The 24,365-nt window shown below is 55.6% G+C and carries 20 protein-coding genes and 1 pseudogene; 13 read left to right on the top strand and 8 right to left on the bottom strand.

Translation table 11 applies throughout. From position 1 onward, the window contains the following. Nucleotides 1-74 precede the first annotated feature (74 nt). Genes QMY55_RS02325 through QMY55_RS02290 form a run of 8 tightly spaced genes read left to right on the top strand, consistent with a single transcriptional unit; the run spans nucleotide 75 to nucleotide 9,845 of the window. Nucleotides 75-1,241, top strand: a complete 1,167-nt coding sequence (locus QMY55_RS02325; RefSeq protein WP_283487107.1) for an aromatic ring-hydroxylating oxygenase subunit alpha — start codon at nucleotides 75-77, stop codon at nucleotides 1,239-1,241. After that, on the top strand, nucleotides 1,231-1,854 hold the full coding sequence (locus tag QMY55_RS02320) for an LbetaH domain-containing protein (protein ID WP_283487106.1): 624 nt from the start codon (nucleotides 1,231-1,233) through the stop codon (nucleotides 1,852-1,854). Before QMY55_RS02325 ends, QMY55_RS02320 begins: the two co-directional genes overlap by 11 nt. A gap of 6 nt (nucleotides 1,855-1,860) precedes the next feature. Beyond that, nucleotides 1,861-2,532, top strand: a complete 672-nt coding sequence (locus QMY55_RS02315) for an acetyltransferase (protein ID WP_283487105.1) — start codon at nucleotides 1,861-1,863, stop codon at nucleotides 2,530-2,532. Then, nucleotides 2,529-4,826, top strand: coding sequence for a glycosyltransferase (locus QMY55_RS02310; protein ID WP_283487104.1), 2,298 nt, complete (start codon nucleotides 2,529-2,531; stop codon nucleotides 4,824-4,826). The genes QMY55_RS02315 and QMY55_RS02310 overlap by 4 nt, the downstream gene beginning before the upstream one ends. A gap of 37 nt (nucleotides 4,827-4,863) precedes the next feature. Further along, a complete protein-coding gene (locus QMY55_RS02305) occupies nucleotides 4,864-6,360 on the top strand; it encodes a glycosyltransferase WbsX family protein (protein WP_283487103.1) in 1,497 nt (498 codons plus the stop codon). Further along, nucleotides 6,360-8,306 (top strand): class I SAM-dependent methyltransferase, encoded by a 1,947-nt coding sequence (locus QMY55_RS02300; protein WP_283487102.1) that lies wholly within the window; start codon nucleotides 6,360-6,362, stop codon nucleotides 8,304-8,306. Before QMY55_RS02305 ends, QMY55_RS02300 begins: the two co-directional genes overlap by 1 nt. Beyond that, complete coding sequence (locus QMY55_RS02295; protein ID WP_283487101.1) at nucleotides 8,303-9,106, top strand: class I SAM-dependent methyltransferase; 804 nt, start codon at nucleotides 8,303-8,305, stop codon at nucleotides 9,104-9,106. Before QMY55_RS02300 ends, QMY55_RS02295 begins: the two co-directional genes overlap by 4 nt. A 52-nt stretch (nucleotides 9,107-9,158) precedes the next feature. Beyond that, on the top strand, nucleotides 9,159-9,845 hold the full coding sequence (locus QMY55_RS02290; protein WP_283487100.1) for a methyltransferase domain-containing protein: 687 nt from the start codon (nucleotides 9,159-9,161) through the stop codon (nucleotides 9,843-9,845). A 6-nt stretch (nucleotides 9,846-9,851) separates the two neighbouring features. Here the strand turns inward: QMY55_RS02290 and QMY55_RS02285 are convergent. After that, a pseudogene (locus QMY55_RS02285) lies at nucleotides 9,852-10,477 on the bottom strand (IS5 family transposase); the annotation flags it as partial. Between the two features lie 58 nt (nucleotides 10,478-10,535). Here QMY55_RS02285 and QMY55_RS02280 point away from each other — a divergent pair. Continuing rightward, entirely contained in the window at nucleotides 10,536-11,531 is a 996-nt protein-coding gene (locus QMY55_RS02280; RefSeq protein ID WP_283487099.1) for an IS481 family transposase, read from the top strand. Nucleotides 11,532-11,585: 54 nt separating this feature from the next. Here QMY55_RS02280 and QMY55_RS02275 read toward each other — a convergent pair whose 3' ends face one another. Both QMY55_RS02275 and QMY55_RS02270 read right to left on the bottom strand, forming a co-directional pair. Beyond that, nucleotides 11,586-12,752 (bottom strand): DegT/DnrJ/EryC1/StrS family aminotransferase, encoded by a 1,167-nt coding sequence (locus QMY55_RS02275; protein WP_283487098.1) that lies wholly within the window; start codon nucleotides 12,750-12,752, stop codon nucleotides 11,586-11,588. Then, a complete protein-coding gene (locus QMY55_RS02270) occupies nucleotides 12,749-14,323 on the bottom strand; it encodes an O-linked N-acetylglucosamine transferase, SPINDLY family protein (RefSeq protein ID WP_283487097.1) in 1,575 nt (524 codons plus the stop codon). Before QMY55_RS02270 ends, QMY55_RS02275 begins: the two co-directional genes overlap by 4 nt. Nucleotides 14,324-14,708: 385 nt before the next feature. Here QMY55_RS02270 and motA point away from each other — a divergent pair, with 385 nt between their 5' ends. The 4 genes from motA to QMY55_RS02250 all read left to right on the top strand — a co-directional run bounded on the left by motA (nucleotide 14,709) and on the right by QMY55_RS02250 (nucleotide 17,755). Continuing rightward, complete coding sequence (motA, locus tag QMY55_RS02265) at nucleotides 14,709-15,569, top strand: flagellar motor stator protein MotA (protein ID WP_283487096.1); 861 nt, start codon at nucleotides 14,709-14,711, stop codon at nucleotides 15,567-15,569. A gap of 18 nt (nucleotides 15,570-15,587) precedes the next feature. Next, nucleotides 15,588-16,682 (top strand): flagellar motor protein MotB, encoded by a 1,095-nt coding sequence (gene motB / locus QMY55_RS02260; protein ID WP_283487095.1) that lies wholly within the window; start codon nucleotides 15,588-15,590, stop codon nucleotides 16,680-16,682. 65 nt (nucleotides 16,683-16,747) lie between these two features. Continuing rightward, nucleotides 16,748-17,134: a chemotaxis response regulator CheY gene (gene cheY / locus QMY55_RS02255; RefSeq protein WP_283487094.1), complete on the top strand. Its 387-nt coding sequence runs from the start codon at nucleotides 16,748-16,750 to the stop codon at nucleotides 17,132-17,134. Nucleotides 17,135-17,137: 3 nt separating this feature from the next. Further along, a complete protein-coding gene (locus QMY55_RS02250; RefSeq protein WP_283487093.1) occupies nucleotides 17,138-17,755 on the top strand; it encodes a protein phosphatase CheZ in 618 nt (205 codons plus the stop codon). Nucleotides 17,756-17,824: 69 nt separating this feature from the next. Here QMY55_RS02250 and QMY55_RS02245 read toward each other — a convergent pair whose 3' ends face one another. The 5 genes from QMY55_RS02245 to QMY55_RS02225 are packed head-to-tail and all read right to left on the bottom strand — an operon-like array spanning nucleotide 17,825 to nucleotide 24,263. Continuing rightward, nucleotides 17,825-18,544: an RNA polymerase sigma factor FliA gene (locus QMY55_RS02245; RefSeq protein WP_283487092.1), complete on the bottom strand. Its 720-nt coding sequence runs from the start codon at nucleotides 18,542-18,544 to the stop codon at nucleotides 17,825-17,827. A gap of 5 nt (nucleotides 18,545-18,549) precedes the next feature. Next, on the bottom strand, nucleotides 18,550-19,407 hold the full coding sequence (locus QMY55_RS02240; protein WP_283487091.1) for a hypothetical protein: 858 nt from the start codon (nucleotides 19,405-19,407) through the stop codon (nucleotides 18,550-18,552). Then, nucleotides 19,400-20,986, bottom strand: a complete 1,587-nt coding sequence (flhF, locus tag QMY55_RS02235; protein WP_283487090.1) for a flagellar biosynthesis protein FlhF — start codon at nucleotides 20,984-20,986, stop codon at nucleotides 19,400-19,402. Before flhF ends, QMY55_RS02240 begins: the two co-directional genes overlap by 8 nt. Next, nucleotides 20,983-23,082, bottom strand: coding sequence for a flagellar biosynthesis protein FlhA (gene flhA / locus QMY55_RS02230; RefSeq protein WP_283487089.1), 2,100 nt, complete (start codon nucleotides 23,080-23,082; stop codon nucleotides 20,983-20,985). Before flhA ends, flhF begins: the two co-directional genes overlap by 4 nt. Then, nucleotides 23,082-24,263, bottom strand: coding sequence for an EscU/YscU/HrcU family type III secretion system export apparatus switch protein (locus tag QMY55_RS02225; RefSeq protein WP_283487088.1), 1,182 nt, complete (start codon nucleotides 24,261-24,263; stop codon nucleotides 23,082-23,084). Before QMY55_RS02225 ends, flhA begins: the two co-directional genes overlap by 1 nt. Between the last annotated feature and the right edge of the window lie 102 nt (nucleotides 24,264-24,365).

Here is a 24,365-nt window from a genome sequence, read left to right as displayed (position 1 = left end):
TGCAGGCGACATCGGCATAAAATTCATTGAAAATCATGTCAACCACCATTTACCACCTCTTGGGTTGAAGACCATTGGATCCGAAAGCTGCCATGCGCTCACGAATGCATCCCAAGTATTATTTGGACAGCAATATTTTTGAACGTGAACAACAGAAAATTTTCCGCAAGGTTTGGTTGTTCGCCGGACTCAAAACGCAGCTATCCAAGCACAACGCCTTCATCACCCGCAAGATCGCAGGCATTCCGGTCGTCATCCAGAACTTTCACGGGGAACTCCATGCCTTTGAAAACGTCTGCCTGCACCGCAGTGCGCTGATCCAGACCGAGCCAACAGGTTGCCGTCCTCTGGTCTGCCCATATCATGGCTGGAAATATGATGACAAAGGCCACGTCTCCCATATTCCGCATTGCGATTCCATTTATCACTTCAGCGATACACAAAAACAATTCTTCAAGCTACGCGAGTTCTCTCTACGTGCTGTCGGCAACCTGATTTTTGTAAATCTAGATAATCATCCTCTGGCGCTGGAGGAGCAATTTTCTCCTGATTTTCTCGTTTCACTGGAGAGCAGCTCCAATAGTTATGACAGCGAAGTCATGGCCACCACCTGGACATGCCGCTTCAACTGGAAATTGCCCTACGAAAATTTACGTGACTTCAACCATATCACCTACGTTCACCCTAAGACACTGGCCAAGGCGGTCACCTTCCTCCCCTCCATAAATGAGAAGCTATTGCAAGCATCTGCCCAGGAACTGCCGGATACCAGTCCTTTCGCATTGCGTAAAGAGATGTGCACATTCAGTTTTGGAGGCAAAGATGCCGACATCCCCAAAATGCAGCGCTTTGCTTGGCATGATCTAGTGCAGCGTTGGGGCAATGAGAATGCCTACTACAATTGGCTGGCGTATCCCAATCTACATATTGCAAGTGCCAATGGTGGGTACTCGTTCACTATTGAGAACCACATCCCCATTTCCCCAGGTTGCACAAATATAGAGGTTTATCGGTTCACTTCACGCAAAAAACAGCCCCCCTTTAAATCCTCCAGTGCTGTTCTACTCGCTGAGATGCATGAAAGCAAACTGGTTGTTGGTGAAGATGTGAAAATCATGGAAGCCGTCCAAGCGGCCTTGCATACCGGTGCTCCACACCCTACCCAAGGCGCTTATGAGGGCATGAACCGATTGATAGAACGCTGGTATCACACTCTGATGGAAACTGAAAATGGCCTATAAATGGATTATTGGCAGCGGTACCTTTCTAGAGGTAGTGCATGATGCTTGGCACCGAGCTCACCCTAATCTGCAACTGGAAAAGATAAGCATTTCACAAAATGCCATCTATGAATTTGACCTTGGCGCATTGGATGCCCTATCGCCAGCTGTGGGCACGGCCTTTGTTGCATTCGACGAGCGATTCTGTAACTTCAAGCGCCAAGAATTGATGTCCGCACTGGTGGAACGCGGCTTTGCACTGGAGCCGTTCATCAGTCCTCGAGCCTTGCTGGCCTCAAATGTGCAAGTCGAACCCAATGCCTTCATTGGCGACGGTGCCATCGTGGGCTGGGGGAGTCACATCGGCTCCAACAGCATTCTGCTGCCGGGCTCGCAAGTGGGCTGCAACGTAGATATTCAATCCGCCTGCTGGCTGGAAGCGGGCACCCATGTCGGCGATGGCGCGCACATCGGCGCACATTGCACACTGCGCAACGGCGCCCTGGTGGCCCCCAGGATACGCATAGGTGCATGCTGCGAACTAGGTTGGCCCCAGCGCTACAGCCATGATGTGGCTGAGAAGACGTACTTCGATCCACGCTACGACCAGCCCATCTACACCTACAACTCTTGACACGAAATGCCATCTTCCGATCTACCCGTATCACCTCAACCTTCGCTGCCACAGGTTCTCATCATTGGGGCCGGCGGCTGGGGACGCGAAGTACTGGCGCTGCTGCAGGCAGATCCGGGATATGGCAAGGCTTGGACAGTCAAAGGCTTTCTGGACAGCCGCAGTCACCTCCTCGATGGATTGAACTATGAATCCACGCCGATTCTGGGCGACCCTTTGACCTATGCCCCTAGGCCGCAAGACCTGTTTGTCTGCGCGCTCGGTGACCCACGCCAACGAGAACAATATTCCCGCCCCCTGCAGGATGCCGGCGGACACTTTCTGCGCATCCAGGCTCACGCCTTGCTCGGTAACCGTGTTCAATTAGGCGATGGCTGCCTACTCAGCCACCTGACACAGATCAGTCCGGATGCGCGGATTGGCAATTTCGTCAACATCCATACCCAGACCATCGTCGGACACGATGCACAGATTGGAGACTACGCACAAATCGGCGCTATGGTATTCATCGGCGGCAAAGCCGTTATTGGCCGCCATGCCGTCATTCATCCCCATGCCACTATTACTCCAGGCATTCAAATAGGAGAAGGTGCGACGGTAGGGGCCGGGGCTGTCGTGGTCAAGAACGTACCAGCAGGAGCCACAGTTTTTGGCAACCCTGCACGCATCATTTTTTGAATCAAAAGCAAATGACGGCACCGTTGATATCCATCGTGATGGCTACGTACAACACGGCCCCTACGTATTTGGCGCAGGCCATCGAGTCTGTGCTGGAGCAGGACTACCCGCATTGGGAGTTGTGCATCGCCGACGATGCTTCGCCCTCGCAGGCCGTCCATGATGTCTTGCAGCAGTATGCCGCCAAAGATGATCGAATCCGGCTGGTTCTGCGCAAAGAAAACGGCCGAGTGTCGGCAGCGCTGAATAGCGCGCTGGAGCTCGCGACTGGCGAGTGGATTGCCGTGTTGGATCACGATGATCTGTTGAGTTTCGACGCACTGCGCTGGGTTGCTGATGCGATCAGCAGACATCCGGACATCCGCCTGATCCATACCGATGAAGACAAGCTGAACAGCCAAGGCGAGCACTGTTCGCCCATGAGCAAGCCAGCCTGGAATCGCGCATTTTTCCGCAGCCATGGGACGGTGTTTCATCTCGGCGTCCATCATGCCCAGTTGGTGCGCAAGATAGGGGGATTTCGCATCGGCATGGAAGGCTCGCATGGGTATGACCTCGCCTTGCGCTGCCTAGACCATATCGTCGATGAGCAGATACATCACATTCCAAGGGTTCTTTATCACTGGCGCATGCCGTCGCCTGCGACCGTACAGACCACCGACGACTATGCTCAGTGGATTAAAAAATTCGACACTCTGGACGACGTGGGGCGCGACAGCATTCGCTCGAGCATCGCCGCGTTGAGCCGAAAGCCTCTGATTTCCATCCTGCTTGCGATTGACGAGAGTGATCCGGCTCACACTCATCTCGCTCATTCCATCGCATCCATCAAGTCGCAGCTTTATCCGCATTGGGAACTGTGCCAAATAGACACCGCCTGCTTGCATACCGCAGCAGCATTGAATCAGGCGCTGGCGCAGGCTCATGGAGAATGGGCCGTATTGCTGAGAGCACAAGACACCTTAAGTGAAGACGCTTTGTTTCGGTTTGCAGAAGCTATCGACATGCATTCGAATGCCGAGCTTCTTTACGCGGACGAAGACAAAATAGATGGAAAAGGATTTCGCCTTGCTCATTGGTTTAAATGCAATTGGAATCGAGATCTTTTCTACTCGCAAAATTTGATCGGCCGCTCGGCAGCTTATCGAGTTTCCTTGTTGCGCGAATTGGGTGGTTTCAACGCTGGATGCGCTGAGGCCTATGATTACGACCTGGCTCTGCGATACCTTGAGCGGATTGACGAAAAGCAGATCGTTCATATTCCACGTGTGCTGTATCACGAACGCTTGCCCGAAGACATGTCTTCGGGCGAGGCCAGCAACATTCCGGTTTTCACTGAAGCTGGAGTGCAGGCACTGAACGCGCACTTGTTACGACGAGGCATTGATGCGCAGGCCGAGCTGTCAGACCATGGCTACCGTGTGCGCTATGCCTTGCCCGATTCCAAGCCTCTGGCCAGTATCATCATTCCAACGCGCAACGCAGTGGATCTAGTGAAAAAATGCATTGAAAGCATAGAAAGCAAGACCACATATCATAATTATGAAATTATCCTAGTGGACAATGGATCGGACGACCCACTGTCGTTGTCATATTTTACGGAACTGGCACGCAAGCCAGGGCTCCGTGTTCTAAAAGATGCTCGCCCCTTCAATTATTCAGCGCTAAATAATGCGGCCTCCAAAGTGGCTTGCGGGGACATCCTGGTGCTCTTGAATAATGATGTGGAAGTGATTACACCCAATTGGCTGGACGAGTTGGTCAGCATTGCATTGCAACCTGGTGTGGGGGCTGTGAGTGGCAAGTTGCTTTATCCCGACGAAACAGTTCAGCACGCCGGTATTGTGTTGGCAGATGATAGCCACATGCTCGTGGGCCAAGTTTTTCGTAATTTTTCGCATATGCACCCAGGATATGCCGGATGGGCCTGCTTGATGCGGGGGTATAGCGCGTTGATAGGCGCATGTCTGGCAATGAAAAAAAGCATCTATGACGAGGTACGAGGCTTGAATGAGGAGGATCTCATCGTCGGCTTGAACGATATTGACCTATGCCTGCGTTTTATTGAAAAAGGTTATCGCAACGTTTGGACACCTAATGCTTTACTGTATCACCATGAGTCCGCTTCGCGCGGTCTGGACTGTACACCTGAAAAGCTGATCAGGTTACAGCGAGAGATCGCCTATATACGGCGCAGATGGGGAAAGTTTTTCGAAGCGGGGGATCCGGCCTACAGCCCTAACTTGACCGCACATAAAGAGAATATGAGTCTGGCGTGGCCGCCACGGATTTGATCGCTTACATAATAAATTTTATTAATAAATGTGCAACATGCCCTCTATTTTTTTGATGGCTCCTAATTCTCGCCTTGGATCGAGATATGGTTCCGAAATTGTGAAAACGTATGGCAATGTAATTTCCGTAGTTGATGATACGAGTGAAAAACATAGTATCTATGGCGTGCCACGCTGGAACAGCGATGCATTTAAGGAAAGGGCTAGTGATTACGAGGGGGCGATAGCAATTGATTTATCCATCAGCGAAAGGGGAAAGGCTTGGGTTGCCGGACTATGCGACCTAGTCGGTGTTCGATGTTTAAGTTTTAGGCAAGCCCTCCGGGAATTCGGCGAGTTGCCAAGCTGTACCTTTGAGCAAATTTCAGATTATACGGATTTCATCGTCTCGAAAAGTGTACGTGGAACAGGAGGAAATTTCGTTCCACTGGAAACTGTGCCGCAAAACGAACTTGACAAGATAGACATCAAAACTATCGCATTCTACTTACCGCAATTTCATGCTTTTCCGTTGAACGACGAGTGGTTCGGAAAAGGCTTCACTGAATGGACCAATGTAACCAAGGCCATCCCTCAATACACCGGCCATTATCAGCCTCAATTACCCATTGATGTTGGCTATTACGATTTAAACAATATTTCAGTCGTACATCGCCAAGTGGAAATAGCAAAGATTTTTGGTATTTACGGTTTTTGCTTCCACTATTATTGGTTCTCTGGCTCTCGCTTGATGGAGATGCCCATATTTCAATGGCTGAGTAATCAGGATATAGATTTTCCATTTTGCTTGAATTGGGCAAATGAAAATTGGGGAAAGCTCTGGGACGGAGGAGATCGAGAAGTTCGATATAAGCAGGAACTTCTTCCGGACGATGACGAGAAATTTTTTGATGATATTTTGCCGTTTTTTAATGATAAACGCTATATTAAAATAAATGAAAAGCCAGTGCTAAGCATATATAGGCCACATTTATTCAAAAAAGAGAGATTCCTGCAGTTTATCGATACTTTGCGCAGAAAATCTGTCGAAAATGGTTTCCCTGGGCTTTATTTAATTTCAGTAAATTCCCACGGATTTCAAGATGACCCTAGACAATGGGGCATGGACGCAATGCTGGAGTTTCCGCCGCATTCGATGAAAGAACGAGGGGTAAATGAGAAGTCGCTGAATGTTTTCATAAACCCCAACTTTTGTGGTGAAGTATGGGATGGTGAAAACTATGTAGCGGAGAAAAAATATTTGTATGACGTGCGGTACAAACTCTTCAAAGGCGTTGCACCATCATGGGATAACACACCCAGAAAAGCATACAGCGGCAGCATTGTTCTGGATGGAATCACTCCCGAAGTCTATAAAGAATGGTTGAGCGGTTGCATCGAATACACTCGGAAAAATCATTCTCGAGACGAGAGTTTAATTTTTGTAAATGCATGGAATGAATGGGCGGAAGGTGCACATCTTGAACCCGATAGCCACTACGGCTATGCATATCTGCAAGCTACGCGTGATGCCCTGCTGAAAGGTAAAAAATAATGAATCGCGTCATATTGGTTTCAGTGTTTATTGACATGGGCTTGTATTCCAGGTGCGTGGCGGAAAATTCGTTTATCAAAGATAACCAATCCATATCGCTGCATGGCATTGATAACAGGGGCGAAAATAAAAACATAGCCGCTCGCTATAATGATTTTCTTGACAATTACAATTATAATGAATCGGCATGGTTTGTTTTTTGCCATAGCGATTGGGAATTACAGGAAAATATTGTTCCTCTTCTGAGCTCCTTGAATCAAGAGTGTATTTATGGTCCGATAGGGGCCGCGCTATTCAGTCACCCAAATGGGTCGTATGTCAGGGAGTATCGCGGTCAGTGCCAGGAAAAAAAGAGGGATGGATCTAATGCTCGTCTTTTGCTTTGCCAAGTTTCCCATACGGGCGCGATAGTCGATACGCTTGATTGCCAGTGCTTGATTGTGCATTCGTCGTTGGTTTCAAAGTACAGGCTGCGGTTTGACGAGAATTTAACATTCGATCTGTATGTCGAGGATTTTTGCATCAAGGCATTTCGAGATTTCAAAGTGCACTCAAAAATATTGCGCGTGCATTGCTGCCATTGGAATCAAGCGGACTCACTGGATGGTCGGGACGCATATTTTAAAGATTTGGACTATCTGGATAGAAAATACAAAAATGGATTGTATGCTGGCGTGGTTACTCTAATCGGTGGCGAGGGAAAATCCGCATCGCTCGCTTGCTCGAATATTGTCCCCAAGGTTTCTCCCCTCAGTGCGGACGCTGATGCACGATCTGCTGTTTACAAGGTTTCTTCCGTTTCCACGGATGCAGCCAATGATTCAAAAAGCATATTATTCAGATATGTTTCGGACGGAGCAGTCGTTCTGGATGTAGGATGTGCCTGCGGGGATTTGGGAGTAGCTCTCCACAACAGCAAAGGTTGCACCATGTACGGCATGGAACACAACGCTGGTTCGGTTCTTGTCTCGCAAGGAACGGGGGCGTATGAACAGGTTAGTCGGGTTGATCTCAATCAGCTGTCTGAAAATTCTTACCCTGAATATTTTGGTAAATTCGATTACATCATCTTCGGGGATGTTCTGGAGCATATCTATGACCCATGTGAAGTTCTAGAGAAAATGTTGTGCTACCTGAAGCCTGGAGGGCGGTTTCTGGTTTCTCTTCCAAATCTTGCACATGCCAGTATCAAGGCAGGACTTCTTATCGATGATTTCTCATATACCGATGTCGGCCTGCTTGACGCTACTCATATTCGATTTTTCACGCATAAAACGATTCCAGGTTTTTTAGCAAAGAACCTGCTCAAGATAGAAAGCTTTGAGACTACTTCAGTAGGCATGTGGGGATTTCAGCCTGACGACCCCTTTCCTCACCTTCCTGGCCCGACTATTAAAAATATTATTAATAATCCACACTCCCTAATTTGTCAGTATGTACTGAAAATCTCCTACGATCCAGAAGAATCTTATGAGAGTTGCTTGCAGGAGAACAAGAAAATCTCTTTGATTGATGGCAATGAAAATACTGCCATGAAACAAAACAGGAAGCAGGCACTGCTGGGGTGCGCGTTATTGTCCGAGAAAAATTCTCCGGAAGGCCATTTCCTTTCCCAGGTGCATTTGCGCCCAATTTTCCTTATGGCTCCGTTTTCGACGGATGGATGCATTTACGGCCCTGTCGTGGCCAGATATTACAAAAATGCAATTGCAGCAATTGATGATCGCGCGGATTGCGAGAAGATTTATGGAGCGCCCCGCTGGACTAGCGCCGAATTTTTGCAACGTATTGAACAATATCCGAATGCCTTGGCTATTGATTTTTCATCCAGCCCCGGAGGAAAAGCCTGGGTTCTTGAGACGTGCAAAAAAGTACAGGTGGAATGCGTGACAATCAACACGCTAATTGATGAGATCGCCGAGCGCGCAGTGGAGTCCGAGGAATGAGTACGTTGCAGGCCTTATATGAAAGCCACCAAGGCAAGGTTTCTGACAAATGGTTTTCATATTTGAAAAAATATGAGGAAATTTTCTCCGATTTTTCCAGAAAATCCATAAGCCTTTTGGAGATAGGTGTTTCAAATGGCGGGTCGCTTGAGGTTTTGGCAAAATATTTTAAAAATGCATCGCATCTTGTCGGATGTGATATCAATCCGGGCTGCCAAGCTCTCCAATATGAAGATGCTAGGATTTCGGTTGTGGTTGGCGATGCAAATTCTGATGCCACGCAGGACAAGATATCTGGAATATCAGATGATATTAATATCATCATTGACGATGGATCACACCGTTCTAGCGATATCGTAAAGTCGTTCGCACGATATTTTCCTCTCCTATCTGATGGAGGAGTTTATGTGGTGGAGGATGTCTGCTGCAGCTATTGGAACGCGTTCGAAGGAGGAATTTTTCACCCAACTTCATCAATTTCCTTTTTCAAGTCTCTTGTGGATGTCATTAATCACCAGCATTGGGGTATAGAAGCCAAGCGATCTGAGATACTCAATAATTTTCGTGAAGCTTACAAAGTAACTATTTCTGAGAGTGTTCTGGAAAAAATTAATTCAATCGAATTTTGCAACTCACTTTGTATCATCAGAAAAAAATCTGCCGAGCTGAATCTTATTGGGAATCGTGTGATCGCAGGAAGTGTTGAGGAGGTGTTACCGGGTCATCTGTCCTTGGCAGGTAGTTCTATGCCGAAAGTAAATGAAGACACCAATGCATGGTCGGTTATTGCATCAAAATGAAGCGGATTGACCATTTTTCATTAACACATCTGATAAATTGATAGGAAATAAAATGCATCAGTCTGCTATGCATTACGGAAAACGTTTTTTTGAGGTTTATTGTTCTCAACCTAAATCAGATGATTTCACGATTGCCGAAATTGGATCGTGTGACATTAATGGTTCTCTGCGTGATGTCAGTCCTGATGGCGTGCGATACATCGGTTTGGACTTTACCGAAGGGAAAGGCGTGGATGTCGTTATCGATGACCCATACAATTTTCCATTAGAGGATGCCTCTGTTGATGCCGTTGTATGTAGTTCAGTTTTTGAGCACTCACAGTTCTTTTGGTTGGTTTTTCTAGATATCTTACGAGTTTTGAAGCCTCAAGGTCTCTTCTATTTGAATGCCCCGAGCAATGGGAGCTTCCATCGTTGCCCTGTTGACTGTTGGCGGTTTTATCCTGACTCTGGGTTGGCATTGGTTGCATGGGGAAAGAGAATGGGCTACACCCCTCGAATGTTGGAGTCTTTCATTGGAGCAAAATCAGAAGATGGAACTGTGGACCCTTGGCACGATTTCGTGGCTGTATTCGTGAAAGACGAAAAATACGAGTACGCGTATAGAGAAAGAATTATCGATACATGTACCGGATATACCAATGGATATCATTCCATTTCCAAATCCGGGTTGATGAACGAGCAAACTCTTAGCCCGGATCATGTGGCTTTACTTGAAAAGTATAAAGGTAATTTATAAGAGCGGCTAACACCACCGATCCACGAAGCGTGCACAGATAATCGCAGCGGCCAGTTTCAGCAACGCTTCGTGGATGCCCAGCCGCCTTTCAAAGCGGATTCGCAGCTTGCCAAAACCTGCAAACCATCCGTGTGTTCTCTCCACGACCCAGCGATGTTTGCCCAGTTTCTCGCTGCTCTCGACTCCTCGCCTGGCAATCCGGCTGGCCACGCCTCGTCGTCTGAGGTAGGCTCGGCAGCGCTTGTAGTCGTAGCCTGTGTCCGCATGCAGCTTCGCCGGTCGCTTGCGTGCCCGCCCCGGCAAGCCTGCAACGGCTGGAATCGCATCCATGCATTTCTCAAACATCATGGAGTCGTGCCTGTTGGCACCGCTGACGAGGATCACCAGCGGGATGCCTCTGGCATCTACAACGAGGTGTCGTTTGGAGCCGAGCTTGCCTCTGTCCGTGGGGTTGGAGCCCGTTTCCTGGCCCCCCGGGGGCTTGGCACCGAGGAGCCATCTATGCTGGCTCGGCTCCAATCAATCTGGTCATGCTCGCGCAGACGCACCAGCATGGCTTGGTGCAAACGCTGCCAGACGCCATCGGCATTCCAGTCACGCAGGCGCCGCCAGCAGGTCATACCACTGCCGTAACTGTACGGTCCCAGGAAGTCATGGTGCATTCTTCAGCTCAGAACAGGAGAGAGCACTATGGCAATCCGCCTGCATGGCAGCGCCCGCACGACGCCGCGTATCCGCGCAGAACTCCAGCTAGCCACCGGATCCCATCGGTCTTTGGCCAAGCTCTATGGCCTTAACCCCAAGACCGTGGCCAAGTGGCGTGCGCGCACCTCTGTTCTCGATGAGCCCATGGGTCCTCGGGACAGAGCAAGCCAGCATCTTTCTCAAGAGCAAGAACACCTGGCAATTGCATTACGCAAGCAAGGGCATCTGTCGCTGGACGATCTCATGGGGCAGCTCCTGGAGACAGCACCCAAGCTCAGCCGCAGCGCCTTGCATCGTTGCCTGCAGCGTCACGGCATCAGCCGACAGCCCGCAACGCGGGTGCCGAGAAGGCACGGAAAGTTTGAAGAAACGACGCTGGGCTTCGTGCACATCGACAGTGCCGAAATGAAGATCTCCAGCGGCAGACAGCACATGTTTGTTGCCATAGACCGCGTCACAAAGTTCACGCATGTTGCGTTCTTTGACAGGGCTACGAAAGCCAACGCAGCGCAGTTCCTTCGGCAGGTGCTCGTGGCCTTCCCGTACCGCATACATACCGTTCTGACGGACAACGGCATGGCCTTCACAGGGCAAGAACGCTTCAGAGGCGGCGTCACCGACACATGCATCGGTCACATCTTCGAGCGTATCTGCAAGTTCAATGGAATTGAAAAACGACATACCAAGCCGTACCACCCTTGGACTAACGGCATGGTCGGGCGCATGAACCGGACCATCAAGGAATCCACGATCAATGCGTATGAGTACGAGGGCCTGGAGCAGCTACGCAAGCATGTCCAGGCATTTGTTCAAAGCTACAACTTCGGCAAGCACTTGAAAGCGCTCAAGTGGAAGACACCATTCCGTGCGATGTGCGAGGCGTGGGAAAAAGATCCAAGTCGCTTTAGACTTCATCCGCACCATCTCACTGTGGGACTGAACATTAAATCTCTGGCAAGCCCTTCGCTTGCCTACGCTTGATAACATTTGGAAATTTGTCCCTTGACCGGTGCATCACTCCGCGAAGGCCTACATCTATTTCAAAGAACATGCAGCCGCCGAGGCCCTCGCTACCACATCACATATTCTCTGACGCTGCTCCAGCGTTATGCCCCAAAAAAACGGCAGCCCCAGCAGCGTCTGCGCCAGTTGCACTGCATTGGGCGTATCCAGTGACAGGCACTGCTGCTGCAGCACGTCCATGTGCTGCAGCAGCGGCTGGTACCAGCGCCGCGTCATAATTCGAGCCTCCTGACAAGCTCGTTCCACCGTAGTGCGGGCCGCGGCATCAGGCAGTTGCACGCACAGCAGCGTGGGAGCCATCTGTGGTCCAGCCGGACCTTGAGCCTGCCAAGCCAAGCTATGGCCGCTGGCTAGGCAGATTTCACGTATCAAATCTGCCTGCAGCGTGCGCCTTTTATGTGCATGCTGTTCCCATTTTTGCAACGATACCAAACCGATGGCTGCATGGTATTCGCTCATCTTGGCATTGCTGCCTAGGTCGGCGAGCGCGCCCACGGGCATGGCAGCGCCAGGGTCGAGGTTGATACCGAAATTGGAGAGTTGGCGCACCTTGGCGCCCAGGCCTGGGCGCGTGGAGACCACCAAGCCACCTTCGCCTGCGGGCAGGCTTTTTGTGGTGTGCAGGCTGAAGACTAGCGTTCCCTCTGCGCCTTGCAGCCATTGGCTGCCGTAAGCGGCTGCAGCGTCAATGACCACGGCTAGGCCCGTATCTCGCTCGAACTGTTGCCAGGCCCGCATGTCGTGCGGCATGCCGAAGGTGGCGACAGGCAGTACGGCATCGATTCGCATGCACTCGCAGGCCGCGCGTGCGATTTCGGGCGTAAGCATCCAGGTGTGCGCATCCACATCGGCAAGCACAGGCTGATGGCCTGCACGCACCACAGCGGTGGCCGTGGCAACAAAGGTGAAGGCTGGCAGCAGGATGCGGGAACCAGTTGGTAAATCCAGTGCCTGCAAGACCAACTCCAATCCCTGAGTGGCGTTGGCCACTGTGGTCAGTTGCTCCGACTCAAGAGCAAATTGCTGTGCGAACGCCTTCTCCAACTCCTGCACCAGCGGGCCGAAGTTGGAGTAGTGCCGTACCGCATGCATGCGCTCCAGCCAGGGCAGCAGTTCCTGCGGCGACGGCATGTCGGGCACCAGCAGCGGAACCCATGGCAGCTCCTGGTTGGTGGTCATGCAGTTGCGTCCATCTCGGCCAATGTCTGCACCAAGTCGACATTGATGCTCAAGGCCTTGCGATCACCACACAGATAGTTGAGCCACATTAGGCGAAAAGCCTTTTCCAGCTCCGCCGTTCGCGATATGTAATCCATCAAGACGCTGCACCTGAGCTGATCCCTTGCTGAGGCACGCAGACGCAGCAAATAGCCTGAGTCACTCATCAGCGTCAGTGTTGCATCCACATAACCCTGCGGATCCGCAGCGATCACTCCGCCAAATCCTAGTCCCTGGAGCATACGAGCCGAGGATGCATCTGCTCCACGTACTGCATCCATAGCAACAATAGGCAGCCCCATCCATAGCGCATGCAAGGTCGTGGTGCCGCCGGAGATGGGCGAGGTATCGAGTGCAATGTCTGCGATATGCCCCATTTCCATGAACTGGTCGAGCGGCTGCTGATGCAGCACGGATACGCGATCCAGCGGCATGCCTGCAACCTCCACGCGCGGCTGCATATGGGCCTGGGCCGCATCGGCGTTTTCTTCCTTGACCATGATGATGAGGCGTGCGTCCTCGCGCGCATGCAGAATGCGCGCCCAGATGCCCAGCATCTCATCGGTGATCTTGGCCGAGCTATTGAGCGAGACCAGTGTGGGGTAGCCATTGCGCAGCATGGGCGGCTCTTCGCACAACGGCGCATAGGCAGGCGGAGCATAGCTGGCCATGTTCTTCAGATAGAACAAGGCTTCCGAGTAATACGGTGCATGGCTGGGCGGGGCAATGCCCATATCTACCAGGCGATAGTCCATGGCTTTCATGCCCAGTGTCTGCATATAGCCCAGCCAGGTCACCTGCACAGGCGCGGCGCGGCGAGCGAAAACACCCAGGCGGTGGCCCTGTGTAAAACCGGACAAGTCCACTAGCACATCGATTCCCTCCTGGCGGATTCTTTCGCACAGCGCCTCATCGTCCATCGCCCTCACGTCCAGCCAATGCGGCACCAAAGAACGCATGTGTTCAGTGGTGCTGTCGCTAGGACCGTTGGAGTAGACATGCACTTCGACATAGTCCGGGTCGTGGTGGGCCAGCACAGGCTGCATGAAAAAGGCCACCGAGTGTTGGCGAAAGTCCGCCGTGACGTAGCCGATCTTGAGCTTTTTGCGTGGGTTGCGATCCGCCACCTTCAGCGGCTTGGCCTTGCGCGTGAGCGGATCAGCAAAGCGCCGCCCCCAGTCGCGCGCGGTCTGCAGCGCCAGCATGGGGTCACGGCTGGTGTGCGCATGTATATAGGCACGCAGCATCCATTGCGGCCCCAGGTTTCCTTTCCTGGCCACTTTGTCGATCAGATCGCAGGCTTCCTGCTTGCGGCCCGTGCTGAACCAGGCCATGGACAGTAGATGCTCAGCCTGGACTTCCTGGGGATCAATCTCCAGCGCAGTCTGCAGTGCTTCGATCGCGGGCGTCCAGTCGGACATACGGGTATAGGCCAAGCCAATCAACAGCCACAGCTTCGGATTGCGCATGTCCTGCGCCACCCGTTGCATCAAGGCTGTGAGCGCAGGGACGAACTCGTTGGTCTTAATCAACTGATGGATTTCTTCAAGTCCCAACAAAACGGCTGACGACGGGTCTGACTGAGCGGTGATGGGGGAAGATGACATAGATACCCAAAAAAGTGCCGAAAATGCATCGTCAGCGCCATATCAGCGCCCGATACCTGCGCGCCAATATAACTGCGCGATTCGTCGCCATTGGGCAATTAAGACCCGCAACTGCCACGCATAAACAGGCACGCTTTCACCGCACAATTCAACGCTTCAACATCTTGCAGCGAAGCCACCTTCATAGCACCTGCGGGTAAAGTAGATGGCACGGCAACTCTACAAAAGCGCCTGAAGCTGCCGATCTAGCAAGCAATCACCCGGCTTTTTGCGCCAACGACAGCGGCCAGCCCTCTCACAATCACTCCCCATGCTTGTTCTCATCGGTTATATCGTCGCCTTCGGCTGCATCTTCGGCATGTATGTGCTGCATGGCGGCAGCGTGGGTGTTCTCATGAAGGCGCTGCCGTTCGAGCTGGTGACCATTGGCGGTGGCGCCCTGGGAGCCTTTATCGTGAGCAATCAGCCCAAGGTGCTCAAGGCCACGGCCAAGGCGATTCCGTCCGCGCTCAAGCCCTCGCGCTATACCAAGGCGCGGTATATGGAGATCATGGCTCTTCTGTATGAGCTGCTGCAAAAGGCCCGCAAGGAGGGCCTGATGTCCATCGAGGCCGATGTGGAAGAGCCACAGTCCTCCACCATCTTCCAGAATTACCCCGCGCTGCTGGCCGACACGCATGTGATGGAGTTCCTGACCGACTATCTGCGCATGATGGTCTCGGGCAACCTCAACGCCCATGAGATCGAGGCGCTGATGGACAGCGAAATCGAAGCTCACCATGCCGAGGCCCATGGCCCGGTGGCGGCGCTGAACCGCCTGGCTGGCGCCCTGCCCGCCTTCGGCATCATTGCCGCCGTGCTGGGCGTGGTGAACACCATGGCTTTTGTGGGCCAGCCGCCTGCCGTGTTGGGTGGCATGATTGCCTCCGCTCTGGTCGGCACTTTCCTGGGCATTTTGCTGGCCTATGCGCTGGTCGAGCCCATGGCGGCCCTGCTGGAGCAGCGCACCCAGGACGGCGCCAAGGAATATGAATGCATCAAGGCCACGCTGCTGGCCAGCATGCAGGGCTACAACCCGGCCACGGCCATCGAGTTCGGCCGCAAGGTGCTGTTTTCGACCGAGCGCCCCGGCTTCCTGGAGCTGGAGTCCCACGTCAAGGGCAAGAAGTGATGCGCGTGGAGCACTCTCATGGCTGACAAGAAACTGCAGCCCATCATCATCAAGCGTGTCAAGAAGGTGGCACCTGCCCACCATGGCGGTGCCTGGAAGATTGCCTATGCCGACTTTGTGACTGCGATGATGGCCTTCTTCCTGCTGATGTGGCTGCTGGGCTCCACGGCCCAGGGGGAGCTGCAAGGCATTGCCGCGTATTTCAATGCCCCGCTCAAGGTGGCCATGTCGGGCGGCAGCGGCGCAGGCAACAGCTCCAGCATCGTGCCTGGTGGTGGCAATGACCTGAGCAAGGTGCATGGTCAGGTGCGCCGCTCCGAAGCCGATGACAATGCCAACCGCCGCGCCAGCCAGGCCATGGGCCGCGCTGACGAGTCCAAGCGGGATGCCCAGCGCCTGCATGCGCTCAAGGCCAAGGTGGACGCGATGATTGCCAGCAACGCCAAGCTCAACGAGTACCGCTCGCAGATCCGCACCGAAATCACGCAGGACGGGCTGCTGATCCAGATCGTGGACGATCAGAACCGCCCCATGTTCGACAGCGGCAGCGCCGTGGTCAAGCCCTATATGCGCGATATCCTGCGCGAAATCGGCGCGGCCATGGGCAACGCAGAGAACCGCATCAGCCTCTCGGGCCACACCGATGCAGCCCCCTATGGCAATGCCGATCGAGGCTACAGCAACTGGGAGCTGTCTGCCGACCGTGCCAATGCATCACGCCGCGAACTGGTGAATGCCGGCATGCCTCTGGACCAACTGGCCCGCGTGGTGGGCATGGCCAACAGCGATCTGCTGCTGCCCGATCAGCCCCGCGCCGCGCAAAACCGCCGCATCACCATCACGGTATTGACCAAGGAAGCCGAGCGCCGCGTGCTGGGCCTGGGCCAGACCGAAACCGCCGAAAACGCGAACGACGCCATTGACAGCCTGCACAAGGCAGCAACATCGGCGCTTGCTCGCAAGCCCGCTGCACCAGCTACCCAAGGTGGTAACACCAAGGTAATACCGGCAGTCCAGACCCTGGTCCCTGCTGAAGAGTTTGTAACAAGCCCTGAAGTTGTCCCAGAATCTGTCGAAAAGCCTGACAATGCACGACCATCGCCCCGAGATTGACAAATTGTTACTATCGCGGCTGAAAATTTGTTCCCTCGCACCTATTCCGACCGAAAGGGCCTCTCGTGGCTAATGCCCTGCGATTTTTGATTGTTGATGATTTTTCCACCATGCGCCGCATCGTGCGCAACCTGCTCAAGGAAAGCGGCTTTGCCGATGCCGATGAGGCAGAAGATGGCGTGGTGGCCATCAGCAAGCTGCGTGCTAGCAAGTTTGACTTTGTCGTGACCGACATCAACATGCCGAACATGAATGGCTTTCAGTTGCTGAACGAGATCAAGCAGGATGAAAAGCTCAAGCATCTGCCGGTGCTGATGGTCACGGCCGAGGCCCGCAAGGAAGATATCGTGGCTGCTGCCCAGGGCGGCGCTGCTGGCTATATCGTCAAGCCCTTCACCAAGGCCACGCTGGAAGAGAAGGTCAACCTCATCATCAAGAAACTCGACCTCTAAGTCATGAGCAGCGAGCCGGCTTCCGCCAACGTCCACTACAAGATTGGCGTCCTGACACGCCAGTTGCATAACTCTCTCAACGAGCTGGGCTATGCGGACCGCTTGCGCGGCAGCATGGGCGAATTGCCCGACGCGCAAAGCCGCCTGTCCTATATCGCCCGCCTGACGGGCGAGGCCGCAGAAAAGGTGCTGGGCCAGGTGGAAGTGACGCAAAACCAGCAGGATGCGCTGGCCGAGCGCACCCGCGCCATGCGTGCAGAGCTCATCAAGGACCCGGTGGCTGCCGTGGCCAAAGGCCGGGTGATGAACTACCTGCAGGAAGTCGAGGAAGGCACGCAGCAGACCAACAGCCATCTGACCGAGATCATGATGGCCCAGGACTTTCATGACCTGACTGGCCAGGTCATTGCCCGCGTCGTGGCACTGGCCGCCGATCTGGAATCCCAGCTGCTGGAGCTGCTGATCCAGACTTCCCCCGAAATAGCGCAAGCACCTGTACTGGCACCTGCCGAGACCGCTCAGCCCAAGCTGGCCGGCCCCGTGGTCGACCCGGAAAACACGGCCGATATCGTGACCTCTCAATCACAGGTCGATGATCTGCTGGCCAGTCTGGGTTTCTGATTTCAGAATTTATTTCATAGCACGTAGCGCCTGATACATAAGCGCTACAGCCCGAATTCACTGAATCCCTCAGTGTGCTCGCATCTTGGTGCGCAAGCGTGCAATGGCTTGGCTGTGCAGCTGGCATACGCGCGACTCGGTCACCCCCAGCACGGCGGCGATTTCCTTGAGGTTCATGTCGTGCTCGTAGTACATGCCCATCACATACTGCTCGCGCTCGGGCAGTTGCTTGATGGCATCGACCAGCGCAGCGCGCAAGCGCTGGTCACGCAGTAAGGCAAAGGGGTCGGCACCTGAATCCGCCACATGGCGCTCCAGATAGTCGTCGCCATCATCGCCATCGCCCCCACCTATGTCTTCCAGGTAGACCAGTTGCGTGCCGCGGACCTTGCCCAGCAGGGACTGGTAGTCGTCCAGCGCCATGCCCAGCTCGGCGGCGATTTCGGACTCCAGTGGCGGGCGGCCCAGGCGCTGCTCCAGCCGATTGAGCGCCTGCTCGATTTCCTTCTGGCTCTTGCGCGAGCTGCGGCTCATCCAGTCGCCTTCGCGCAGCTCATCGAGCATGGCACCGCGTATGCGCTGACTGGCAAATGTCTCGAATTGCACGCCTTGCTCGCTCTCGAAGCGCGACAGCGCTTCGGCCAGGCCGATCATGCCGACCTGGATCAAATCATCCAGCTCCACATTCGGTGGCAGTTTGGCGATCATATGCAGGGCAATCCGACGCACGAGCGGTACATGCTGACGGATCAGCCCATCGCGGTCGAGTTGGCCTTTGGCGGTGTACATGGCTGTCAATGGCTCCAGGCAAGAGATTCAGGTACGGCAGCTGCTGCAGGCTGAGAGTGGGCGGGCAGGATGCAGGCCGTCTTGAGCATGTGCAGCGTGAGCTGGTGCAGATCGCTGGACTGACGCCAGCGCAAGCGCATGAGCACGGGCGCATCACCGAGATGGCGCTGCGAACACTGTAGCAAAGCATTCAAACGCTGCAAGCGTGTCTGAGCATTTTGCTGGGCGGTCTGCAAGCTGGTCTGCTTGCGGCTCCAGTCATATTTCTGCGGACCATCTGCGTTCAAGGGTGCCTCCAGTGCAGCAATCGTGCACTCCACACCAGCGAACACGGCCAGATGCTTGAGCTGGCGGTAGCTATCGATCAGATGCTCGGCATCGGGGGGCACCACGAGCAGCGGCTGCAGACCCTGGCCTTGCAGCAGCGGCGTCAGAGCTTCGCTGCCCGCGTAGATCAGCACCGTCGTGAAGCCACGTACATAGGCCTGCAGCGCGGTCAGTACATCAAGCCCCATGTCCCCGGCCAATGCCTTGAGCTGCTTGAGGCCCTGGCGCGCCGGCAGGCTGGCCACTGATTGGCTATCGGCCACGGCAGAGCGCAGACCAGCCTGGGCCTGCCAGGCATGCTGCACCAGCAACTGCGCCAGACCTGGCGCATGAAAAGACTCGGCCTGGCTGCCGTCCAGCACCAGCACCTTCTGGCCCAGGCGCTGCAGCTGGGCGCACAGCGGCCACAGCACGGCCTGCTCCGCCGCTGCCCCCGATGCGCTGTGCAGCACAGCCAGCACGCGCAGGCCTGCGGTGCTGGCGTCGCTGACATGCAGGGCCATGCCCTGATGCAAAGGAGAGCGACGTTCAAGCATGGGCTGCCTCTATGCCACCCGACGAGGGCGTGAAGAAGAAGTCCAGATCCAGCGACTGCGGATCGAAGGCCGATTTGCTCGCGGAGCGCATGGAAGCCGACACCAGCAATTGGGCGCTGGCACGCTCGAAGTCTTCGGGCACACGCTGACCGTTGGTCACGCCGCGCAGCTGAATCTGGTGGCGAATCAAGGTATCGACCGACGGGCCGATCTTCACGGCTTCATCGACCTTGGTGAGGATGGCCTGGTGCGAGCCACGGGCCTTGAAGGCCTGCATGACATCATCCTGCGCATCGCCCTGCGCGGCCGCATTGACGGCCAGCAGCTGCTGCACGCCATCGATGGCCAGCACATCCATGATCTCGTCCTTGCGCGGGTCGCGCGGTGCCACACCCGTGGTGTCGATCAGCACCATCTTCTTGCTTTGCAGCAGACCCAGCAGATCCTGCAGCGCCGCCTTGTCATGGGCCTGATGGGCCACCATGCCCAGCATGCGGGCATAGGTACGCAGTTGGTCGTGACCGCCGATGCGATAGGTATCGAGCGTGATCAGGCCCACGGATGCCGGGCCATGTTTGGCCGCGCACAGCGCCGCCAGCTTGGCCGTGGTGGTGGTCTTGCCTACGCCGGTCGCACCGACCAGGGCGAACACGCCGCCTTGCTCATAGATGGCGGGCTGGGCCGCATCGGTACGCAGATTGCGCTCCAGCACCTGCATCAGCCAGCGCACGGCGTCGCCGGCAGAGAGCGTCTCCGGCAGCTTTTCAATCAGCGCACGTGCAAGTGCGGGCGAGTAGCCGGCACGAATGAGCTTGTGCATCAGACTGGACTGAATCGGATTCTGGCGGGTCTGGCCCAGCCAGGTCAGCGTATTGAAGCGCTCCTCGATCAAATCCTTCATGGCCTGCATTTCCTGCATGAAGTTCTGCGGAGCCGCTGCGGCAGAGGCCTTGGGGCTGCTTTCCTTGAGCTGGATAGCCTCGGACTTGAGCGGGTTGTGGCGTGCCACGCTTGCCGGTTGCGCCTTGGCAGCCATGGCCGGGCGCTCGTTGTTGCGATCCTGCACGCGCTGGGCAAAAGTGGGCAAAGGCTCGTTGCTCTCCAGCGACGATTCATGGCGGCGGCGCAGCATGCGCTCGCGTACATAGTCCTGGAAGGTCAGCGTGCTCATGGACAGCTGCTCCACATCGTCCTGCACGGAGTGCTGAGCCAGTTCCTTGACCTGCTTGGCCTGCAGTTTTTCCTGGGCCTGCATCTCGCGGGCCTGTACATGCTCCAGCGTGCTCATGGCCGCCCCGGCCGAATCGCGCTTGACCGCAGCGGGGGCCAGCGGCAGGCCGCGTTCCTTGCGCAAGCTCATGCCTTCATCGGCCGCACGGCGATCGAGCGCCTGCCTCAGGGACGATCCGGCCTGCGCAGCGGAGTCCATGTCCTGCAGCGTCTCTTCGGCCGTGGCCATGACCTCCACACCATCGGGCGTCTGACGATTGGAAAGAATCAGGGTGCCGTCGCCAAAGACCATGCGCGCCTTGGCCAGGGCCTCGCGGGCGGTGGGGGCGTAGAAGCGTTTGATGTTCATGCGGATGCACCTTTAAGAATCGGGCCGATGCGGATGGTGTGCGTCTCGGGGATTTCGCTGTGCGCGAGCACCTGCAGACGCGGCGCCACACGGCGCAGCAGCTTGGCAAGAGAGTTGCGGATCGCGTCGGGCACCAGCAGGCAGGCGGGCAGGCCCAGCTCTTCCTGTTGGTTGGCCACATCGACCGCTTTTTGTGTGAGGATTTCCGCCACGCCGGGGTCCAGCGATGGCGCATTGGGATTCGACAGAGCCTGCACCAGCAGACGCTCCAGGCCGGGCTCGATGGCAATCACATTGAGCTCACGAGTGGGGCCATAGATCTGCTGCACGATGGCAGGCGACAGCGCAATACGCACGCGGCGTGCCAGCTCCACCGGGTCAGCCGTCTGCGTGGCGTTCTCGGCCAGAGTTTCGATGATGGTGCGGATATCACGGATGTGCACAGAGTCCTCCAGCAGCAGCTGGAGCACTTTCTGGAACGTCGTGATGGGCACCATTTTCGGAATGACTTCTTCGATGAGTTTGGGAGCAAGCTTGGCCACGTGATCGACCAGTTGCTGCGTCTCCGTACGGGACAACAGCTTGGCCGCGTGCACTTGCATCAAGTGTGACAAATGCGTCGCCATCACGGTTTCCGAATCAACGACGGTAAAACCGGCCATTTGTGCCGCTTCCTTTTGCCGCTCGTCGATCCAGTGCGCAGGCAGACCAAAGGCCGGGTCGGTCGTCGCCGTGCCGATCAGCGGGGTGGTGATGCCGCCGGGATTGATGGCCAGGAACATGCCGGGGAAGGCTTCACCCTCGCCCACCATGACGCCGCGCAGCGTCATGCGATAGGCGCTGGGCTTGAGTTCGAGGTTGTCACGCACATGGACGGCCGGCGGCAGAAAACCCACTTCCTGTGCAAACTTGCGGCGCACGCCCTTGATGCGCGTCAGCAGATCGCCCTGACGGCTCTTGTCCACCAGTGCAATCAGGCGATAGCCCAGCTCCAGGCCCAGCAGATCCACGGGTTGCAGATCGTCCCAGGTGGCTTCGCCATCGCCCTGGTTGACCTGGGGGACGACGGCCGATGGCTCGGGTGCCGCAGCGCGCGCCTTTTGCTTTTTTTCCAGCTTCCAGGCAATCCAGCCCAACATGCCGCCTATGCCCAGGAACACCAGATGGGGCATACCCGGAATCAGACCCAGCAGCAGCAAAATGGCCGCCGTGATGCCCAGCACCTTGGGCGACATGAGCAACTGGGTCACGATCTGGTGGCCCACATCGGTTTCCTTGCTGACGCGCGAAACCACGATAGCTGCGGCCACCGAGATCAACAGCCCTGGAATCTGCGCCACCAGCGCATCGCCCACAGCCAGCAGGATATAGCTATTGGCCGCATCGCCGGCCGACAGGCCGTGCTGGGCCATGCCGATGATCAGGCCGCCGATGATGTTGATGACCAGAATCAAGATACCGGCGATGGCGTCACCGCGCACAAACTTGCTGGCTCCGTCCATGGAACCGAAGAAATTGGCTTCCTCCTGAATCTCGGCGCGGCGGCGCTTGGCCTCGGTCTCATCGATCAGGCCGGAGTTCAAATCGGCGTCCACGGCCATCTGCTTGCCGGGCATGGCGTCCAAGGTGAAGCGGGCCGAAACCTCGGCAATACGCTCGGCACCCTTGGTGATCACGACAAAGTTGATAACCACCAGAATGGCGAACACGATCAAACCCACGGCGAAGTTGCCGCCGATCAGGAAATGGCCGAAGGCCTCGATCACCGCGCCAGCAGCGCCCGGCCCCTGATGGCCTTCGAGCAGCACCACGCGGGTGGAGGCGACGTTCAGCGACAGGCGCATTAAGGTGGTCAGCAGCAGCACCGAGGGGAAGGCCGCAAAATCCAGCGGCTTGATCATGTAGGCCGCGACCATCATCACCATCAGCGCCACGGCGATGTTGAGGGTGAAGAAGGTGTCCAGCATCCACGGCGGAATGGGCAGCACCATCAGCCCCAGAATCGCCACGATCAGGACGGGCGCAATCAACCCTTGCAGGATACCGGCGTTGGAGCCAGACCACTTCTGGAACAGTTGCAGAGGATTCGACGTCATCACAGATTACCTTCTTGCTGCGCGGCGGCATCGGCGACTGTTGGCTGGGTGCGACCACGGTGCGGGTCCAGCTCCACCGGCACGGGCGGCTCGCCCAGGGCATCGGGCATGGGGCCCTGACCGCTCAATGCGGCCTTGAGGCGATAGACATAGGCCAGCACCTGGGCCACGGCGGTATAGAGCGCAGCTGGAATCGCCTGATCCAGATCGGCATGGGTATACAGGGCGCGCGCCAGCATGGGGGATTCGAGCACCGGAATCTTGTGCGTACCCGCGATTTCACGAATTTTGAGCGCCACCAGGTCCGTGCCCTTGGCAATCACCTGCGGGGCAGCCATGGTGGCGTCGTCATAGCGCAGCGCCACGGCATAGTGCGTAGGGTTGGTCACCACAAAATCGGCACGCGGCACGGCAGAGACGCTGGCGCGGTCGGCAATCTCGCGCTGTTTCTGACGCAGCTTGCCCTTGATCTGCGGATTGCCGTCGGAGTCCTTGTGCTCCTGCTTGACTTCCTCGTGGCTCATCTTGAGGCGCGACTTGAAGAGAAACGCCTGCAGCGGCACGTCGATCACCGCCACCAGCAGCACCACCACCAGTAGCAACGTGACGCCTGTAGTCATCCAGGAGCCCACCATGGACAGCGCCATGGGCGAAGGCTGGGTCGAGACCGATGCGATCTCGGCAATATTGGCGCTCATGTATTTCCAGGCTACAAAGCCCAAAACAATGGTCATGAACACCATCTTGACCACCGTGGTCAGCTGCTGCTTGGAAAACAGATTCTTCAGGCCCGACAGGGGGTTGAGCTTGCTGAATTTGGGCTGCACGGGCTTGAAACTGAAAATCCAGCCACCGGCGGCCACGCCAGACAGCACCGAAGCCGTGGTGGTGACCAGCGAAAAAATCACTGCAATGCCCAGGCCCAGCATCAGCATGGACTGAACACGTTCCAGCATCAGCGCCGGAGTCTTGGCGGCAGCAGCATTGAAGACCAGCTGCCGGGCCATGGCTTCGCGCAAATGGTTGATCAGCGGCTGCGTGCCCACAAACATCAGCGCCGCCCCCGTACCCAGGATTGCCAGATGCGACAGATCGCGCGAGCGCGCACCCTGACCGTCCGCACGCGTCTTTTGCAGTTTGCGTTGGGTGGCGGGTAGGTTTTTGTCTTGGGATTCGGACATGACGCACGGACGGATGGGATGCCCAGATTGTCCGAATCTGGCTTGCTGGCAATGCGCGGATAAGCGGCAGGCAAGCCATGCTTATGCACGACTAGGCAGCAG

Origin of the sequence: Comamonas resistens, from assembly GCF_030064165.1 — a bacterium.
Lineage (GTDB): Bacteria > Pseudomonadota > Gammaproteobacteria > Burkholderiales > Burkholderiaceae_C > Comamonas > Comamonas resistens.
Note: the sequence above shows the minus strand (reverse complement) of the source record. Positions and strands in the feature narration are given on the sequence as shown.

What these genes read in the sequence shown, in the direction of transcription:
- QMY55_RS02225 (WP_283487088.1), bottom strand. Translation starts at nt 24,263, where the DNA reads ATGTCCGAATCCCAAGACAAAAACCTACCCGCCACCCAACGCAAACTG.
- QMY55_RS02300 (WP_283487102.1), top strand. Translation starts at nt 6,360, where the DNA reads ATGAATCGCGTCATATTGGTTTCAGTGTTTATTGACATGGGCTTGTAT.
- QMY55_RS02245 (WP_283487092.1), bottom strand. Translation starts at nt 18,544, where the DNA reads ATGTACACCGCCAAAGGCCAACTCGACCGCGATGGGCTGATCCGTCAG.
- QMY55_RS02240 (WP_283487091.1), bottom strand. Translation starts at nt 19,407, where the DNA reads ATGCTTGAACGTCGCTCTCCTTTGCATCAGGGCATGGCCCTGCATGTC.
- QMY55_RS02275 (WP_283487098.1), bottom strand. Translation starts at nt 12,752, where the DNA reads ATGACCACCAACCAGGAGCTGCCATGGGTTCCGCTGCTGGTGCCCGAC.
- QMY55_RS02320 (WP_283487106.1), top strand. Translation starts at nt 1,231, where the DNA reads ATGGCCTATAAATGGATTATTGGCAGCGGTACCTTTCTAGAGGTAGTG.
- flhF (WP_283487090.1), bottom strand. Translation starts at nt 20,986, where the DNA reads ATGAACATCAAACGCTTCTACGCCCCCACCGCCCGCGAGGCCCTGGCC.
- motA (WP_283487096.1), top strand. Translation starts at nt 14,709, where the DNA reads ATGCTTGTTCTCATCGGTTATATCGTCGCCTTCGGCTGCATCTTCGGC.
- QMY55_RS02305 (WP_283487103.1), top strand. Translation starts at nt 4,864, where the DNA reads ATGCCCTCTATTTTTTTGATGGCTCCTAATTCTCGCCTTGGATCGAGA.
- QMY55_RS02280 (WP_283487099.1), top strand. Translation starts at nt 10,536, where the DNA reads ATGGCAATCCGCCTGCATGGCAGCGCCCGCACGACGCCGCGTATCCGC.
- QMY55_RS02295 (WP_283487101.1), top strand. Translation starts at nt 8,303, where the DNA reads ATGAGTACGTTGCAGGCCTTATATGAAAGCCACCAAGGCAAGGTTTCT.
- QMY55_RS02250 (WP_283487093.1), top strand. Translation starts at nt 17,138, where the DNA reads ATGAGCAGCGAGCCGGCTTCCGCCAACGTCCACTACAAGATTGGCGTC.
- QMY55_RS02290 (WP_283487100.1), top strand. Translation starts at nt 9,159, where the DNA reads ATGCATCAGTCTGCTATGCATTACGGAAAACGTTTTTTTGAGGTTTAT.
- QMY55_RS02315 (WP_283487105.1), top strand. Translation starts at nt 1,861, where the DNA reads ATGCCATCTTCCGATCTACCCGTATCACCTCAACCTTCGCTGCCACAG.
- flhA (WP_283487089.1), bottom strand. Translation starts at nt 23,082, where the DNA reads ATGACGTCGAATCCTCTGCAACTGTTCCAGAAGTGGTCTGGCTCCAAC.
- motB (WP_283487095.1), top strand. Translation starts at nt 15,588, where the DNA reads ATGGCTGACAAGAAACTGCAGCCCATCATCATCAAGCGTGTCAAGAAG.